Consider the following 15,590-nt stretch of genomic DNA (forward strand, 5'->3'; position numbering starts at 1 on the left):
ATTGTCCCATAGCTATTGAAAAAGAAATAGACTTATATTTCAAATTTTAGTAAGATGTAGATAGAGGCCTGTCAATTTTTGCAATTGCAGCTGACCTAAAAGTAAATATAAAATGGTTAAAGAAATTCTATAATGTTATTTTTTGATTTAAAGGTAAAAATCTGCAGACTCCTGCGGGAAAAGCAAGAGCACGAGACCCAACAGGGAGCGTTAGCGACCGATGTGGCTCGTGACTTGCCCCGCGGAAAGCGAAACGGATTTTTACCTTTTACAATTATGCTAGGATTCTCATAAAGGATTTTTTTATGATGAAATCGGGGAGGGAGCTAACTGAAAAAATATGTACTATTGTCTTCAACTTTATGTATATATGTCCTCACCATGGTGTTTCATTTTTTCTTGAATTCCTTTGAAAATGGAAGAGCCTTTTTAGGATTTACAATGTTGATTCCACTCCTTACTGTTTTCCTCGTTCAAAAAATGGGGGGAAGGCTACCTATTCATACATTTTCTTTGACAAAGCCCTCGAGTAAATGGGTATTCCTAAGCATTATTGTGCCGATCGTAATGGGCATTGGGCTTCATACCTATTTTTATGTTACACATAGAGATTTTTTTCTCATTACTAAACCTACGCAATTCATAGCCTTACTACTTATAGGACTTACGATTAGCGCGTTTTCTGCATTAGTGGAGGAAGTGGTATGGCGGGGGAATTATCATTATTATTTGCGTCAACGTTTTAGTTTTTGGCCTACTGCTTTGTTCATAGGTGTGATGTGGTCATTATGGCATTTGCCCATCGCCTTATTATACAAATCTTATACAACCCCCGTTCTTTCAGTTCCTGTATATTTGTTCATACTTTTTGCCTTGTCACTAGTTCTTTCTATTATAAGAGAAGTTGCTCAATCTATTATTCCAGTCGCACTATTACATGGTATGATGAATGTTTTTTATTTAAGTGATGGCCAACAAATGTCTGTGACAACAGATTTTCAAGAATGGCTAAAATGTATCGGAATAGTATTACTGTGCATTGTTTGTATCCTCCTTTCATGTCATAAAATTGTAACAATTCAAAAAAATAAACGTGTTTAAAGGGAAATGATGGCACTTTTTATAATGAATGACGTTATTTTCATTGGGAGTAAATATCTAGTTTCCCAAATAATACATTGGAGGATTGTACATTGAGTAAAGAAGAATTATTAAGCTTGAGTAGTAATTCATTGTTCGTGGCCTTTATTTTACTGCTAATCGCTATTATACCGATTGGACTTGCCGTGAAATCAAAAGGAAAAATGTTTGGTAAAGTAGGGCTTATACTTACTTATATTGCCTTTACTTTGCAACTAGTTTATTTTGTTCTAAGGTGGATTGCTGTTGACCACGCACCTGTTAGTAATATGTATGAGTTTATGACGTTTTTTGGCATCATGCTTACGGGTAGTTATTTGATTATTCATTTTTTATATAAGCAAATCGTTGTTGGCTTGTTCACTATTCCAGTGTCATTAATTATTCTCGGTTATGGAAGTGTTTTTACAAAAGAAGTTTCACCACTTGTTCCATCGCTGCAAAGTCACTGGTTAACGATTCACGTTATGACAGTTGCATTTTCAAGTGCTATACTATCGATTTCATTCGCAACAGGTATTATTTATTTATTAAGAACATTAGATGTTTCTAAATTTTCGATTCGTACATTTGCCTTGGAATTTGTCATGTATTGTTTAGTTGTCGTGATTGGCTTTATCGGTGTGGGCACTTATTTTAACTTAGCAGCAGATAAACTCGAGGTTCATTTTGAAAATGTACAAGAAAAAGAAGAAACAGCCGTTTATACGATGAAGCCGCTCATTGTCACGAAAGATGCAGTAACATCTAGTGGGGAACAGGTTGGCGTTTTACAGATTACAAATAAGATAGACGCGAAGAAATTGAATTCGATCGTATGGGCATTTATAGTTGGAACAATTTTATATGCTGTCATTTTACTCATTGCGAGAAGACCGTTAATTGTTTTATTAAAGCCCTTAACAAACCGTGTACAACCAGCATTAATAGATGAGATTACATATCGAGCCGTTGTTATAGGTTTCCCGTTATTTGCTTTAGGAGGACTTTTGTTTGCCATGATTTGGGCACAGATTGCCTGGAGTAGGTATTGGGGCTGGGACCCTAAGGAAGTATGGGCTCTAATTACGTTTTTATTTTATGCTGCTTTCCTTCATTTACGACTTTCTAAAGGCTGGGAAGGAGAGAGGACAGCTTGGTTAGCGATTGTTGGTTTTGGCATTATCGTGTTTAATCAGGTATTTGTGAATTTAGTCATTGCAGGTTTACATTCTTATGCATAAGAGGCTACATTAATTTATATTAGAACTTAAAAAGAGACATCCGCAATTGGGATGTCTCTTGAATTTGCACAGTTTATTCTAATGCTGAAATTATAGCTTTACAACATTCGTTGCTTGTGGTCCGCGGTTACCTTCTTCTACACCGAATTCCACTTTTTGGCCTTCTTCTAAAGTTTTAAAGCCATCAGATTGAATAGCAGAGAAATGTACGAATACATCATTTCCACCTTCTACCTCGATAAAACCAAAACCTTTTTCTGCGTTAAACCATTTTACTGTACCTTGTGTCATGTGAACAACCTCCCAAAAAAATTCAACAATCAAATTCCTTCAAACATTCGCAAAAAATCACGAACTCAAAAGCTCGTATTACTTTTGAATACGTTTTTTTAATGATTAAGATGAAGTAATGTAATTATTATTTTTATTATATAACAACTTTGTATATTTATCCAGTATATTCCGAATTTAGAAAGAAAAATTTACATTGCATCGTTTTTCTGTATTATTAATTGATCCATGCTTTCTCTTTAGCGACGATTACTGCCTCTGCCCGAGATTCTACATTTAGTTTGACAAAAAGTTTGGATAAATAGTTTTCAACGGTGCGTTGAGTAACCCCAATGGCTGAAGCGATTGCTTTATTCGTACAACCTTGTGCGACAAGCTGTAAAATTTCTTGCTCCTTGTCGCTTAGTAAAACGTCTTGCTGAACATTTGATCGATTTGTGCGCTGATGTACAAAATCTAAAAAATCTGCTGCTAATAAGATTTCACCTCTTAGTGCGGCTTGAATCGTTTGAATCACTTGCTCTTTCGTGGCAAGCTTTGATAATAGTCCATCGACTTTTTTCTCAATAAGTAGTTCGTAATAGTCGGAAAGTTCGTATCCAGTATAGAGTAAAATAAGTGCTTCTGGTTGCTTTTTCTTAATCATTTCTGAAAGCTGGATGCCGTTGAGTGGTTTCATATTAATATCAATCAAAAATAATTGGAAATCTTGAGCATCCATTCTTGATAGTACAGAAGCACTATCCTGCTCAGTGTCTATACGAACATTTGTTAAATCCTGTAATAATGTTTTTGTACCATCTAAAACGACAGGATGGTCATCGATAATTAGAATATCAATCATTTGATTTCACGTCCTCTTGTATTTGAATAAATATATGCATTCCTTCATTTTGACTAGAAGTTATGGCGATATTTCCATTAAAAGCTCGGACACGTTCTCGAATACCGTTAATGCCCATAGAAGTTGAAGATTGCAGTAAATCTTCAATATCACAGCCAATGCCATTATCGTCGTATTGGAGGACAAAGCCACGATGGGTCGCTTGTAGTTTTAGTGATACCTCGGTAGCCTCAGCATGCTTGATCGCATTATTTAAAAGTTCTTGCACTAGGCGATAAACGACTAAATGTAAGGTTGCATCATGAAATTGAACCCGTTCTATTTCCGTGGCTAATATAAAGTCGGCACGTATTTTCACTTTTTGTATCAGTTTTTTCAATGCCATTTGTAACCCAAATGTGTCAAGCAAAGGAGGGCTTAGATTCTCGCAATATTCACGTAAATCTTTCGTTGCATTTAGTAATTGCTCCCGAATATTTAAGACTTTTTCCTTTTTTATCATCGATGAGCCAGCTAACACATCTAATTCTCTCGCTATATGAAGCTGCTCCTGCAAAATAGTGTCATGTAATTCTTGTGCTAAAATACTCTTTTCTTTTTCAGTGATCGTCCATAACAATTTATCGAGCCAAGGAAGCTGTGTATCATGGTTATCCTTCATATCCTGTATTTCACACACTAAATCTTCAATGAGCTTTAAATTATCTATAAACATGGAAACATAGAGTGCAAGTAACTCCAACCAAAGACGTTCTTCTTTGTGTAGGGCATGGCTAATTTTTAAAATAATCTTTTCTTCACCCGTATCATGTAATAACAGATAAGTCATGTCAGCCTCTGCGCTAACTTCACCAGGGCTAATTGGCACATCTTCCGTTATTGTTGTAATGGTAAAGGATGCAGTACCAAGCTTTTCTATTATTTCATATTTAAACAGATTAAGTAATTCTTGCTGATTTTTTGCTTTACCCATACGGTTAACGGCACCATATAAATTATGTACATAATTGCCAGTAGAAGAAAAGATAACTTTTCGATACTTATAATCAAGCTGCTCCTTAATATAGAAACAAGCAACGAAAATAAGGAAAGCAATGATAAAGACACTCGTAATTTTAACAATCGACAATTGGTTTAAAAACACGATCATCATGCTCGAAGTCAATAATAATGTACTAAAAAAGGCTAATGTTGAATAATATCGTAAACGAGATAATTGATATTCAATATCGAATAATCGTTCGTTCACTTGAATGAAGATAAAAGAAAAAGGAATAAACAATAAAAATAATGCAGCTACGTCAGATTTTAAAATAGGTTGATGCCCTAATATTTCAGGTATGACGAAAAACAGTAAAAAGGGCAGAAATGGAGTTATAAATGCAATAGCGATAAGACGGATCTTGGCCAATTTCGTTCGTAAATAACTTGTTAGTAAAATATAGATGGCATAAAGTACAAGAACAGCAAACATAGCAAGGTTTACGATACCCGCTATATTAAATTCGGAATTAAATACTTCAATGAGAATAAAGCAAGGTATAAGTAGCGGTATTCCATATAGCCATTTGGTATTGATATAGGGCCATTTTATATGAAGATAGCGGAAATAGTATTGTAAAAAGTGAATAAATATCACAAGACATAAATCAATACAAATACCTATGATTAACCTTCCGATTACATCTCCTCTAGCTGAGGCTCCTGTACTTATATAGGCTAGTGAACATGTCAATAAAAATAATATTAGTAAATTTGTTAGTTGATGATCTTTCTTACTTTGCCATAAGTAGATGGCAACGACAAAAGATAAGATGAAATAAAATAGTGGAAATATAACTTGTAAATATAATTCTTCGGGAATATCTTTATGCTGAACTAAAATATTGTGAATTTCACCATTTGGTTTGGAAATTGTTAGCTCATTTGCACTTCTAGCGAGAGAATAGCGTTGAATTGAGCTAAAATCTTGTGCTGGCTTGCCATCGATTGTTAGTAAAATATCACCTTTTTCAATGTTTTGTTGCTGTGCCCAGTCAGGATAATAGAAATCAACAATAACTGGTTGCCCGCTAGTTGTGTCTACGGAAATACTAATAAAAGGTACTCGTATTGCTACTACGAGCACATAAATACCGAGAAGTAGGTATGTTATAAAAATACTATAAGTCCATTTGCTTATCATTCTCTTGTCTATTTGCATGATCGAAATGCCCCGTTCTTCATTATGTATGCTATATATTATCCATAATTTTTGGTAATTTTGGAATACCGAAATATGGGGTTTCGGAAAACCACTATTACTTTTTCGGAATAACGAAATAGTCTTTTCGGAGAAGGATATGATAGTGTAAACCTAGCATATGTGACGAAAAGGGGGAGCGTTGCATGAAAAAGAGTGGATTGTCACTGATCCTTTTTTTTCTAGTCGTCATAATGTCGTACCCAATGACAACGATCGCTAAGAACTTTGAAAATGATGTGGTGAAAGTAGATATTTGCATTATCGGGGGTGACAATCATTTTGTTTATAAGATTCCAAAACATTTACATAATAATACGCCGTATTATGAAATGAAGAATAACATTGAATCTTCATTAGAGAGGCATTGGAAGGTCGGGGATGCCCATTATGAAGCCAAACAGTCGGAAGTTACGTATACTTTTTTTATTAATGATTTAATTCATGAACAACAAGATGGGCAGATGAAGGTAGCGATACCTTATAATATTTTACTAGGAATGTTTGGTGAAAATGATGCCATTCAATTACGTATTTTGGCGAGCAAACTAACTAACTGGAAAGTAAACGCAACGGATTGGACAACTCTCGGATTTGTGGAACCGCTCAGTTATTTTAGTGATCAGGAATATGTATTTGAGGGAGCGATTAACGAGCTATTACAACAGCGAGTAGGACATTTTAATGGAACAGTTATAAAAGGTCAAATGATGCTACAATGTATCATTTATTTTAATTTTATGATTGCACAGCTTATTGCCTGTATACTTTTATCAAGGCGTTTTAAAAAGAGAATTATTGAAGATCCAGAAACGATGCATCAGTTCCGAAAGCTCAAATATATGTATCAAATCGTTCCGTTAATAATTATTGTTGTGCAAATGGTTTTTCTAGTCATGTCAGGGTTAGTGACTGCGTTTGGTCTTTATTTCAAGCCAGGCATTGATCTATTATTTATTATTGGCCCTATTGTATTTAATATTATGTTGTTGCCAATGTTTTTCTTTACGACTGCAAGCGAAATTTCAAAGGAGCTAGAATACAATTCCTTTGGCTCAGGCTTGTAAACATGGAATGATTGTTTTTATTTTTGGTCGACCAAATGTAGTTATTAGATTATAATGGTCAACAGCATACTTGAAGGAGCTGTTGATTGACATGACGCACCCAGAAATCGCGTACTTAAATTTACTACAACATATATTAGATAATGGAGTTAAAAGAGAAGATCGTACAGGAACAGGTACTTATAGTGTATTTGGCTATCAAATGCGATTTGATTTAAGTAAAGGTTTTCCTCTTTTAACGACTAAACGTGTACCTTTTAAGCTTGTAGCAAGCGAGCTACTTTGGTTTATTAAAGGGGATACAAATATTCGTTATCTACTGCAAAACAACAATCATATTTGGGATGAATGGGCTTTTAAAAAATGGGTTGAGTCTGATGAATATTCAGGTCCTGATATGACAGATTTTGGACGTCGTTGCTTAGTGGACGAGTCTTTTAATGCTGTTTATCAACAAGAGTTAGCATCGTTTTGTGAGCGAATTTTATCAGACGATGAATTTGCACGTCAATACGGAGAGCTTGGGAATGTTTACGGTAAGCAGTGGCGTAATTGGACAACATCAACAGGAGAAAGTATTGACCAATTACAAGATGTGATCAACCAAATTAAGCACAATCCAGATTCACGACGCATTATTGTCAATGCATGGAATCCTGAGGATGTGATCAATGCAGGAGCGAAAGGCAGTAAAGCCGCATTACCTCCGTGTCATGTAATGTTTCAATTTTATGTGGCGAATGGAAAGTTAAGCTGTCAGCTAATGCAAAGAAGTCTTGATACATTGTTGGGCTGTCCATTTAATATTGCGTCCTATGCATTACTAACACATTTAATTGCCCATGAATGTGGCTTAGAAGTTGGCGAATTTATTCATAGCATTGGGGATGCTCATATATATTTAAATCACGTGGAGCAAGTGAACGAACAGCTTTCACGCGAGCCTAGGGAACTACCAACCTTAAAAATCAATCCGGATAAAACGTCAATTTTTGATATAGAACTCGAAGATCTTTCTATTGAGGGCTATGATCCATATCCTGCAATTAAAGCACCAATTGCCGTATAACCTAAAGCAGCAACCGATTTTGGTTGCTGTTTTTTTATGAAGATTGAAGCGATGGATAGAAAAGCCAGAGCGATGGATTGAAGAGGTAAAAAGACAGACAGAACCTGCAAAGTGATGGATAAAATCAGAGCGACTGAATGATGAGGTGGGGCGATGGATAGAAAGGTCAAAGCGACGGAAAGAAAGGTCAGAGCGATGGAAAGAACAGGCCAAACGAAGGATAGAAGAGCCAAAATCGTGGATAGAACCGCCAAAGTCGTGGATAGAACCCTTAAAGTCGCGGATAAAAAGGCCAAAGTGACGGAAAGAAAGGAGAGCGACGGAAAGAACAGGCCAGAGCGATGGAAAGAAAGGCCAGAGTGACGGAAAGAAGTGAGAGCGACGGAAAGAAAGGTCAGAGCGATGGAAAGAACAGACCAAACGACGGATAGAAGAGCCAAAATCGTGGATAGAAGAGCAAAAGTCGTGGATAGAACCCTTAAAGTCGCGGATAAAAAGGCCAAAGTGACGGAAAGAAGTGAGAGCGACGGAAAGAAAGGCCAGAGCGATGGAAAGAACAGACCGAACGACGGAAAGAAAGGCCAGAGCGACGGAAAGAAGTGAGAGCGACGGAAAGAAAGGTCAGAGCGACGGAAAGAAAGGTCAGAGCGATGGAAAGAACAGACCAAACGACGGATAGAAGAGCCAAAATCGTGGATAGAAGAGCAAAAGTCGTGGATAGAACCCTTAAAGTCGCGGATAAAAAGGCCAAAGTGACGGAAAGAAATGAGAGCGACGGAAAGAAAGGCCAGAGCGACGGAAAGAACAGGTCAAACGACGGAAAGAAAGGCCAAAGTGACGGAAAGAAGTGAGAGCGACGGAAAGAAAGGCCAGAGCGATGGAAAGAACAGACCGAACGACGGATAGAAGAGCCAAAATCGTGGATAGAACCCTTAAAGTCGCGGATAAAAAGGCCAAAGTGACGGAAAGAAATGAGAGCGACGGAAAGAACAGACCGAACGACGGATAGAAGAGCCAAAATCGTGGATAGAAGAGCCAAAATTGTGGATAGAACCGCCAAAGTCGTGGATAGAACCCTTAAAGTCGCGGATAAAAAGGCCAAAGTGACGGAAAGAAAGGAGAGCGACGGAAAGAAAGGCCAGAGCGACGGAAAGAACAGGTCAAACGACGGAAAGAACCCTCAGAGCGACGGAAAGAACCCGCAAAACGACGGAAAGAACCCTCAAAGCACAAGATAAAATGCCAAAAGAATAAGCCAAATGCCAAATTCTCTAGCACTTTATAAGACGGATGTTTTAATTTATGAAATTTTTTCCGATATAAGTTTTAAACTGGAAATGGTTTATAAAAATGGAGAGGTGAGTGGTGTGGGGATGTCAATGGTGTTTCAAATAGATGAAGGAGAAAATGAACAACATTTAAGGAGACAATTACTTTTGAGGACTTTTCAACAGGAACAGGAATTTACTCAACGACATGAGCTAGCACACACCTCTGCAACATTAACACAGGAGCAAATATTTAAAATGATGCAGGTCATTGAGGAGATCCGCCTAAAACGTTATGAAGAAACACTATAAATGTAAGCGCCTTCTAAGCTATAATAGCTGAGGAGGTGTTTAATGATGAACGTGATCTTTATAGAAGCGGTTTCAGGTACAGAACTTTTACAAATGGTGTCACATGATGTGGCGGGCATATTAGCAGCGGCACAGGGCGAAAGTGTGACGTTCCCGGTTGGGCATTTTAAGTATGAGTTTCATAATTTAGATTTTTATGAAGAAGATGGAGAAATACGACAAGAATTAGTCATTTACTTAAATAAAATATAATCATCGAATAGTACTTCTCAAAACGAAGAAATAAATACAGGTGCAAATAGAACAATTCATTTGCTTTTATTCAAACCTGTAACTATAATGGTTACAACGGGTGGTGATACATATGGTGAACAGTCGGTTTTCGGTAGCGATCCATATACTTTCGCTCATTGCAACAACATCTGATAAAAGTCAGTTGACATCTGATTATATCGCAGGGAGTGTCAATACAAATCCGGTTGTCGTACGACGAATGATCGGAGTGTTGAAAAAAGCGGGTTTGCTTACATCGCAAACAGGCATTGCAGGCTATGACCTTTTAGTAGAGCCAAAAGATTTAACGCTATTAGCTATTTACCAAGCGATTAATGGGCCCGAGCAGCTTTTTGCGATTCATGATGAGCCAAATCCAGATTGTACGGTTGGTCGAAAAATTCAATGTACATTGGAAGGTGTTTATACATCTGTTTGGCATGCAATGGAAGAACAGCTTCAAGCACAAACTTTACAGGATGTGCTAGATCAACTTCGTTAAATAACGAAGTCGGTCTTTTGTATCTAACCTGTAATTAAAATGGTTACAAATGAAATTGGGAGGAACTAAATATGAAAATTGCAGTAATCGGTGCAACAGGAAAAGCGGGACAAAAAATTGCGGAGGAGGCACTACAACATGGTCATGAGGTAACTGCGATTGTACGTACTGCTTCAAAAGTAACAGCAACTATTGACGTTATTGAAAAAGATGTTTTCGAATTAACGAAAGAAGATGTAAAAAGCTTCGACGTTGTTGTGAATGCATTCGGTGCTCCTATTGGTCAAGAGGAGTTACATGTAAAAGCTGGCCGTCATTTAATTGATATTTTCACGGGCATTGAGACAAAATTATTTGTTGTCGGTGGTGCAGGTAGTTTGTTTGTAGACACAGAAAAAACAGTTCGCTTAATGGATACGCCAGACTTCCCTGAAATGTTCTTTGCAACAGCTAAAAACCAAGGAGAAAACCTACAAGACTTACACCAATCAACAATAACTTGGACATTTTTAAGCCCATCCGCTTTCTTTGATCCTGAAGGTCCACGCACAGGCAGCTATACGACTGGCATTGACCATTTATTAATCAATGCAGCTGGTGAAAGTTATGTTAGTTATACAGATTATGCCGTTGCTGTGTTAGATGAAATTGAAAATCCAAAGCATGTAAACAGTCGTTTTACAGTGACTTCAAATAATTAATCAATAGGTACCCCAAAAAAGGCAGAATCTTTATGATGCTGTCTTTTTTTTCGCTAAGACCAGCAATCGTTTGTTATTACAAAATTGGATGGATTTGGTGGATTAAGTATGGTCGATTGCTCTATAATTTTAGTTAAATAGGATTTCCATTAACTGTGCAATTTAAACTATAAATGTCTCATATGCAGAATATAATGTTAAAGAAGGGGGAGACTAAATGAGGTATACTCGTTTTTACTTTGGATTAGTATTATTCCTTTTGATCGCAGGTGCATTCTTTTTTTATCTGATTAATGACACTTATGTAGAAGCTGATTATCAAATTGGAGAAGAAAATTTGGTGGAGGAAAATGGTGATTATTACCTTATGTTGGATAATCGCAAATTAACTTTACCTGAAAGACTGTATGACGAAATTAAATGGGAAAAAAATGATGAATACCATGTAGGATATGAATATAAAAGTTTTTCAAAAAATAATGGTGATGTTGTCATGTTAAAAAAATATGGCTATTCACCTTGAGTTCATATGCAACAATATGAGCAATTACTTGTTAATGTTACAGAGGAGCAGTCATTTTTTAGCGAAAAATGAGCTTTTTTCACAGAATTTTTCATTTTACAGAAAAATGCCTGTTTACAATACTCCATTAATTAGCTACTATCAAGTGTGAGTATTACATCAAAGGAGACGACAATTATGTCCACACAACGTATAGAAAAAGACTTTTTAGGTGAACGTGTATTACCAAGCAATGCTTATTATGGAATTCAAACGCTTCGTGCAACTGAAAATTTCCCAATTACAGGTTACACGATTCACTCATCTCTTATTAAAGCAATGGGTATCGTAAAAAAAGCAGCTGCATTAGGGAATATGGAAGTACACCTACTTTCAAAAGAAATCGGAGATGCAATTGTCGAAGCTGCACAAGAAGTTATTGATGGTAAGTGGGATTCAGAATTTATCGTAGATCCAATCCAAGGCGGTGCTGGCACATCTATTAATATGAATGCCAATGAAGTCATTGCTAACCGTGCCTTAGAGATTTTAGGCAAAGAAAAAGGGGACTACCAAGCAATTAGCCCAAACAGCCATGTTAATATGTCACAATCAACAAATGATGCTTTCCCAACAGCTATTCATATCGCTGTTTTGAATTTAATAGATGAATTACTTTTAACAATGGAAAATATGCAAGTGGTGTTCCACCAAAAAGCGGAGCAATTTGCACATGTTATTAAAATGGGTCGTACGCATTTACAAGACGCAGTGCCGATTCGATTAGGGCAAGAATTTGAAGCATACTCTCGTGTAATTAGCCGTGATATTGTTCGTATTCGTCAAACTCGCCCAAACCTATATGATGTGAATATGGGGGCAACTGCAGTTGGTACAGGCTTAAATGCATTCCCAGATTATATTCAATCAGTAGATGTTCATCTTGCTGAAATTTCAGGTTTGCCGTTAAAAGGCGCTTCTCATCTAGTGGATGCAACACAAAATACAGATGCTTATACAGAAGTATCAGGTGCATTAAAAATCTGTATGATCAACATGTCTAAAATTGCCAATGACCTTCGTTTAATGGCATCTGGTCCACGTGCAGGTTTAGGCGAAATCATTTTACCAGCTCGTCAACCTGGTTCTTCTATTATGCCAGGGAAAGTAAACCCTGTTATGCCAGAAGTTCTTAACCAAGTTGCCTTCCAAGTAATTGGTAATGACCATACAATTTCATTAGCATCTGAAGCAGGACAATTAGAATTAAACGTTATGGAGCCTGTACTTGTCTTCAACTTAATTCAATCGATTAGTATTATGAATAATGTTTTCCGAGCATTTACTCAAAATTGCTTGAAGGATATTGAAGCAAACGAAGAGCGTATGAAAGAATATGTGGAAAAAAGCGTTGGTGTACTAACAGCAGTAAACCCACATATTGGTTATGAAGTAGCTGCACGACTTGCGCGTGAAGCAATTTTAACTGGTCGTTCTATTCGAGAGCTTTGCCTTGAATCGGGTGTATTAACGAAAGAACAATTAGATTTAATTTTAGACCCATATGAAATGACACATCCAGGTATTGCTGGTTCAAGTATGATGAAATTAAAATAATGATGATGAAAGCACTTTGCGAAAAGCAAAGTGCTTTTCTATGCAAGCAGTCAATACGGTGGTATCACAAGACTTATGTGAACAAGCCGAAAATTTACAAAAGCTTACACAGCGATTTAATAGATAATAATTGAAAACAACATCATTTGATAAATAACAAAAGAGGCTATTTTGCGAAAGACTAATTTTCTGCAAAATAGCCTTTTTTTATTAAATTTACGTTTTCCACCTAGCAACTTCCAATTAAGTATTAAATAAGCCGAAAAAGTCTGTTTTTATCGTCAAAAATATTATGCTAATCATAAACATCATTTCTGCGATAGTAGCAACAAAAGCTCTTTTATTTTCTGCGTATTTCCATTCCATAAATGCACGTAACATGTCAGAGGCTACTAAAAAGACAATTATGATAAACCATATTTCATAATACCAAGCAATTTCAACAGTATCATTGTAGTTCGTATAATACGAACTAGCTAATACTAAAATCATGAAAATTATTCGTACCAATAAATCTAATTTTTTATGTCTTTCGTTAAGGTAATTATAGGAAAAACATTTCTTTCTCTCGACACCTAGCAACTTTCTAATTACAAACCCAAAAATACTAATTATTAAAAGGAGTACTAGGAGAAAAAGTATTAATGTTCCAAAATCGATCGTAATAGTATTCAATTTCATTCACCTCTTAAATCTAACCTTTTCTTAACTAAATGGAAATTCATTCCACAAAGAGATTGTAGCACAGTAGAGTAAAAGTTGGTAGGGAATTGGAAAATTTGCAACCATAGAGATTGCCAGTTACAAGTATCGATAACAGTATCAACTTGTAGCTGACTATTTGCATTATTCAGCTAAAAGTTGGTATACATTAGCCTCGGGAAAGCGCCTAGTCAAAACGGAAATTAACCTCACGTTATGGAGATTAGCGAATATTATTGGTATAATATTGAAAAAAAGGGGTGCAGAATTGGATGGGGATAAATTTCAATAGCTTTTTCAGAGAAGAATTGTCAGTACAAGATATTCAAGTAGCTATGGAACAGGGAGAAATAACATCTAAAGAATTAACAATGTATTATTTACACAGAATCGCTAAGTATGATCAAGATGGGCGAAAAATTAATTCTATGCTTGAAATTAATCCTGAAGCGCTATTTATTGCAGAAGCGTTAGATGAAGAAAGAGTAACAAGGGGTGTTAGAGGACCTTTACACGGGATTCCGGTTGTTTTAAAGGACAATATTGAAACGAAAGATTTCATGCATACTAGTGCAGGTACTATAGCTTTAGAAAATTATCTAGCTGAGCAGGATGCATTTATTGTAAAAAAGTTACGTGAAGCAGGGGCAGTTATTTTAGGGAAAACAAATATGACTGAATTAGCAAACGCAATGTCGAGTACGATGTGGGCGGGTTATAGTTCTCGAGGTGGGCAAACACTAAATCCTTATGGTGATCCAAATCTTTATGTGGGTGGATCTAGTTCTGGATCAGCGGTTGCAGTAGCATCGAATTTTTCAGTTTTATCAATTGGAACGGAGACAGACGCCTCGATTCTAAGTCCTGCTATTCAAAATTCAGTAGTCGGCATAAAACCGACTGTTGGACTCATTAGCCGCCGAGGCATTATCCCATTTACATACTCTCAAGATACCGCAGGGCCATTTGCAAGAACAGTGACAGATGCAGCTATTTTATTGGGCGTATTAACAGGAGTAGATCAAGACGACGTCGCTACACATAAAAGTGAAAGAAGGATATATCAAGATTACACAAATTTTTTAGATGCTACAGGTTTGAAGGGTGCTAGAATTGGCGTGTATAATAATGCCTTAAAAGAGTACTATGAGTCAGCGGAGTATGATGAAACACTTTTTAATAATGCCATTCAGGTTTTAAGAGAGCAAGGAGCCGTTATTATTGAAGATATCGATATCCCTTCTTTTCATAGAGACTGGAAATGGGATGTAGGACGATATGAATTAAAACATAGTTTAAATAATTTCCTTATCAATCTACCTTCTCATATGCCTGTACATTCTATCTCTGAGCTCATTCAATTTAATGAACGTTCAAAAGAAAAGTGTTTGAAATATGGGCAGGATAAATTGGAAATGAGAGAGGGTCTATCAAATACATTAAGAAATGCTGAATATTTACATGCAAAATTAGAGGATCTGTATTTTGCGCAAGATCAAGGAATTGATTTTACATTGAAAAAATATGAATTAGATGCGATTATCTTTCCATCATATATAGGTTCGACAGTTAGTGCGAAAGCTGGTTATCCCTCTATTGCAATTCCAGCCGGGTATATGAAAAATGGGCGACCGTTTGGCATAACTTTCGCAGGAACTGCATTTAGTGAGGACGTTCTTATAAAACTCGCTTTTGCATTTGAACAAGCAACTAAATTTAGAAAAGCACCGAAATTGTAATATGATTTCCTAGCTAGGATATAAAACTAGAAGAACGAGCTTAAAATTTCCGTACCAACACTTCTTTTAAAGAAGTTGTGCTATTCACAATTAATATG

At 36.3% G+C, this 15,590-nt stretch carries 17 protein-coding genes; 11 read left to right on the forward strand and 6 right to left on the reverse strand.

What is annotated here, in order from left to right:
* Window positions 1-399: 399 nt before the first annotated feature.
* Both AB9L17_RS11510 and ccsB read left to right on the forward strand, forming a co-directional pair.
* A complete protein-coding gene (locus AB9L17_RS11510; protein WP_375200659.1) occupies window positions 400-1,101 on the forward strand; it encodes a CPBP family intramembrane glutamic endopeptidase in 702 nt (233 codons plus the stop codon).
* Between the two features lie 92 nt (window positions 1,102-1,193).
* Window positions 1,194-2,363, forward strand: a complete 1,170-nt coding sequence (gene ccsB, locus AB9L17_RS11515; protein WP_068984119.1) for a c-type cytochrome biogenesis protein CcsB — start codon at window positions 1,194-1,196, stop codon at window positions 2,361-2,363.
* A gap of 90 nt (window positions 2,364-2,453) precedes the next feature.
* On the opposite strand, the gene AB9L17_RS11520 is transcribed toward ccsB, so the two are convergent.
* The 3 genes from AB9L17_RS11520 to AB9L17_RS11530 form a co-directional block, all read right to left on the reverse strand.
* On the reverse strand, window positions 2,454-2,654 hold the full coding sequence (locus AB9L17_RS11520) for a cold-shock protein (RefSeq protein ID WP_053592785.1): 201 nt from the start codon (window positions 2,652-2,654) through the stop codon (window positions 2,454-2,456).
* Window positions 2,655-2,871: 217 nt separating this feature from the next.
* Window positions 2,872-3,498 (reverse strand): response regulator, encoded by a 627-nt coding sequence (locus AB9L17_RS11525; protein ID WP_375200660.1) that lies wholly within the window; start codon window positions 3,496-3,498, stop codon window positions 2,872-2,874.
* The gene (locus AB9L17_RS11530; protein WP_375200661.1) at window positions 3,491-5,701 is read right to left on the reverse strand and encodes an ATP-binding protein; all 2,211 of its coding nucleotides are present in this window, start codon (window positions 5,699-5,701) and stop codon (window positions 3,491-3,493) included. Before AB9L17_RS11530 ends, AB9L17_RS11525 begins: the two co-directional genes overlap by 8 nt.
* Before the next feature lie 185 nt (window positions 5,702-5,886).
* Between AB9L17_RS11530 and AB9L17_RS11535 the strand changes: the two genes are divergently transcribed.
* On the forward strand, window positions 5,887-6,807 hold the full coding sequence (locus tag AB9L17_RS11535; RefSeq protein ID WP_375200662.1) for a hypothetical protein: 921 nt from the start codon (window positions 5,887-5,889) through the stop codon (window positions 6,805-6,807).
* Window positions 6,808-6,898: 91 nt separating this feature from the next.
* Window positions 6,899-7,876: a thymidylate synthase gene (locus AB9L17_RS11540; protein ID WP_375200663.1), complete on the forward strand. Its 978-nt coding sequence runs from the start codon at window positions 6,899-6,901 to the stop codon at window positions 7,874-7,876.
* On the opposite strand, the gene AB9L17_RS11545 is transcribed toward AB9L17_RS11540, so the two are convergent.
* Together AB9L17_RS11545 and AB9L17_RS11550 are read right to left on the reverse strand one after the other, a co-directional pair.
* Window positions 7,834-8,544 carry a hypothetical protein gene (locus tag AB9L17_RS11545; RefSeq protein ID WP_375200664.1) on the reverse strand — a complete coding sequence of 237 codons (711 nt, stop codon included), beginning with the start codon at window positions 8,542-8,544 and terminating at the stop codon, window positions 7,834-7,836. The genes AB9L17_RS11540 and AB9L17_RS11545 overlap by 43 nt on opposite strands.
* 409 nt (window positions 8,545-8,953) lie before the next feature.
* Window positions 8,954-9,142, reverse strand: coding sequence for a hypothetical protein (locus AB9L17_RS11550; RefSeq protein ID WP_375200665.1), 189 nt, complete (start codon window positions 9,140-9,142; stop codon window positions 8,954-8,956).
* On the opposite strand from AB9L17_RS11550, the gene AB9L17_RS11555 reads away from it, so the two are divergent.
* The 6 genes from AB9L17_RS11555 (at window position 9,136) to aspA (ending at window position 13,051) form a co-directional block, all read left to right on the forward strand.
* Entirely contained in the window at window positions 9,136-9,456 is a 321-nt protein-coding gene (locus tag AB9L17_RS11555) for a hypothetical protein (RefSeq protein ID WP_223554320.1), read from the forward strand. The genes AB9L17_RS11550 and AB9L17_RS11555 overlap by 7 nt on opposite strands.
* Window positions 9,457-9,498: 42 nt before the next feature.
* Entirely contained in the window at window positions 9,499-9,708 is a 210-nt protein-coding gene (locus tag AB9L17_RS11560) for a thymidylate synthase (protein WP_223554321.1), read from the forward strand.
* A 112-nt stretch (window positions 9,709-9,820) separates the two neighbouring features.
* A complete protein-coding gene (locus tag AB9L17_RS11565; RefSeq protein WP_068984125.1) occupies window positions 9,821-10,231 on the forward strand; it encodes an Rrf2 family transcriptional regulator in 411 nt (136 codons plus the stop codon).
* Between the two features lie 71 nt (window positions 10,232-10,302).
* Window positions 10,303-10,932, forward strand: a complete 630-nt coding sequence (locus AB9L17_RS11570) for an NAD(P)-dependent oxidoreductase (RefSeq protein WP_375200666.1) — start codon at window positions 10,303-10,305, stop codon at window positions 10,930-10,932.
* A 217-nt stretch (window positions 10,933-11,149) separates the two neighbouring features.
* Window positions 11,150-11,455: a hypothetical protein gene (locus AB9L17_RS11575; protein ID WP_375200667.1), complete on the forward strand. Its 306-nt coding sequence runs from the start codon at window positions 11,150-11,152 to the stop codon at window positions 11,453-11,455.
* 177 nt (window positions 11,456-11,632) lie between these two features.
* Entirely contained in the window at window positions 11,633-13,051 is a 1,419-nt protein-coding gene (gene aspA, locus AB9L17_RS11580; protein ID WP_068984128.1) for an aspartate ammonia-lyase, read from the forward strand.
* 243 nt (window positions 13,052-13,294) lie between these two features.
* On the opposite strand, the gene AB9L17_RS11585 is transcribed toward aspA, so the two are convergent.
* Window positions 13,295-13,726 (reverse strand): DUF4181 domain-containing protein, encoded by a 432-nt coding sequence (locus AB9L17_RS11585; protein WP_175401716.1) that lies wholly within the window; start codon window positions 13,724-13,726, stop codon window positions 13,295-13,297.
* Window positions 13,727-14,025: 299 nt separating this feature from the next.
* On the opposite strand from AB9L17_RS11585, the gene AB9L17_RS11590 reads away from it, so the two are divergent.
* Window positions 14,026-15,492 (forward strand): amidase family protein, encoded by a 1,467-nt coding sequence (locus AB9L17_RS11590; RefSeq protein ID WP_375200668.1) that lies wholly within the window; start codon window positions 14,026-14,028, stop codon window positions 15,490-15,492.
* Window positions 15,493-15,590: the final 98 nt, after the last annotated feature.

The organism is Lysinibacillus sp. RS11 (assembly GCF_042019215.1).
Taxonomy (GTDB): Bacteria; Bacillota; Bacilli; order Bacillales_A; family Planococcaceae; genus Lysinibacillus; species Lysinibacillus xylanilyticus_A.

Excerpts from the sequence above, each read along its gene's own strand:
- AB9L17_RS11535 (WP_375200662.1), top strand. The coding sequence starts at position 5,887 with ATGAAAAAGAGTGGATTGTCACTGATCCTTTTTTTTCTAGTCGTCATA.
- AB9L17_RS11560 (WP_223554321.1), top strand. The coding sequence starts at position 9,499 with ATGATGAACGTGATCTTTATAGAAGCGGTTTCAGGTACAGAACTTTTA.
- AB9L17_RS11530 (WP_375200661.1), bottom strand. The coding sequence starts at position 5,701 with ATGCAAATAGACAAGAGAATGATAAGCAAATGGACTTATAGTATTTTT.
- AB9L17_RS11590 (WP_375200668.1), top strand. The coding sequence starts at position 14,026 with ATGGGGATAAATTTCAATAGCTTTTTCAGAGAAGAATTGTCAGTACAA.
- aspA (WP_068984128.1), top strand. The coding sequence starts at position 11,633 with ATGTCCACACAACGTATAGAAAAAGACTTTTTAGGTGAACGTGTATTA.
- AB9L17_RS11525 (WP_375200660.1), bottom strand. The coding sequence starts at position 3,498 with ATGATTGATATTCTAATTATCGATGACCATCCTGTCGTTTTAGATGGT.
- AB9L17_RS11555 (WP_223554320.1), top strand. The coding sequence starts at position 9,136 with ATGCCAAATTCTCTAGCACTTTATAAGACGGATGTTTTAATTTATGAA.
- AB9L17_RS11575 (WP_375200667.1), top strand. The coding sequence starts at position 11,150 with ATGAGGTATACTCGTTTTTACTTTGGATTAGTATTATTCCTTTTGATC.
- AB9L17_RS11565 (WP_068984125.1), top strand. The coding sequence starts at position 9,821 with ATGGTGAACAGTCGGTTTTCGGTAGCGATCCATATACTTTCGCTCATT.
- AB9L17_RS11540 (WP_375200663.1), top strand. The coding sequence starts at position 6,899 with ATGACGCACCCAGAAATCGCGTACTTAAATTTACTACAACATATATTA.
- AB9L17_RS11570 (WP_375200666.1), top strand. The coding sequence starts at position 10,303 with ATGAAAATTGCAGTAATCGGTGCAACAGGAAAAGCGGGACAAAAAATT.
- AB9L17_RS11520 (WP_053592785.1), bottom strand. The coding sequence starts at position 2,654 with ATGACACAAGGTACAGTAAAATGGTTTAACGCAGAAAAAGGTTTTGGT.